This window comes from Sphingomonas yabuuchiae (assembly GCF_001477495.1).
GTDB classification, from domain to species: domain Bacteria; phylum Pseudomonadota; class Alphaproteobacteria; order Sphingomonadales; family Sphingomonadaceae; genus Sphingomonas; species Sphingomonas yabuuchiae_A.
The window spans coordinates 1-509 of the sequence record NZ_LDTF01000149.1; the positions used below are offsets into that span (position 1 = coordinate 1).

The window sequence follows — 509 nt, forward strand, 5'->3', positions numbered from 1 at the left end:
CTGGTCGAGGAGCAGTGGGGCAAGCCCTTTCCGCAGGACGTGCACGACCAGCTCTGGGGCGCGGTCGGTGCCGTGTTCGGGTCGTGGCAGTCGGAGCGCGCCAAGGTCTATCGTCGCCTGAACGACATTCCCGCCGACTGGGGCACCGCCGTCAACGTACAGGCGATGGTCTTCGGCAATATGGGCGACACCTCGGCGACGGGCGTGGCCTTCACGCGCGATCCTTCCAAGGGCGACCGCGCCTATTATGGCGAGTTCCTGATCAACGCGCAGGGCGAGGACGTGGTCGCGGGCATCCGCACGCCGCAATATCTGACCAAGGCCGCGCGCGAGGAAGCGAACGCCAAGCCCGCCTCGATGGAAGAGGCGATGCCCGAGGTCTATGCCGAGCTCGCCGCCGTCTTCGACCAGCTCGAGACGCATTACCGCGACATGCAGGACATCGAGTTCACGGTCGAACAGGCCAAGCTCTGGATGCTCCAGACCCGCTCGGGCAAGCGCACCGCCAA

1 protein-coding gene is annotated in these 509 nt (G+C 66.2%); it reads left to right on the forward strand.

Annotated elements, in window-relative coordinates; all coding sequences use genetic code 11:
* A partial coding sequence (locus tag NS355_RS17730) for a PEP/pyruvate-binding domain-containing protein (protein WP_275934738.1) occupies window positions 1-509 on the forward strand: 509 nt, incomplete at both ends.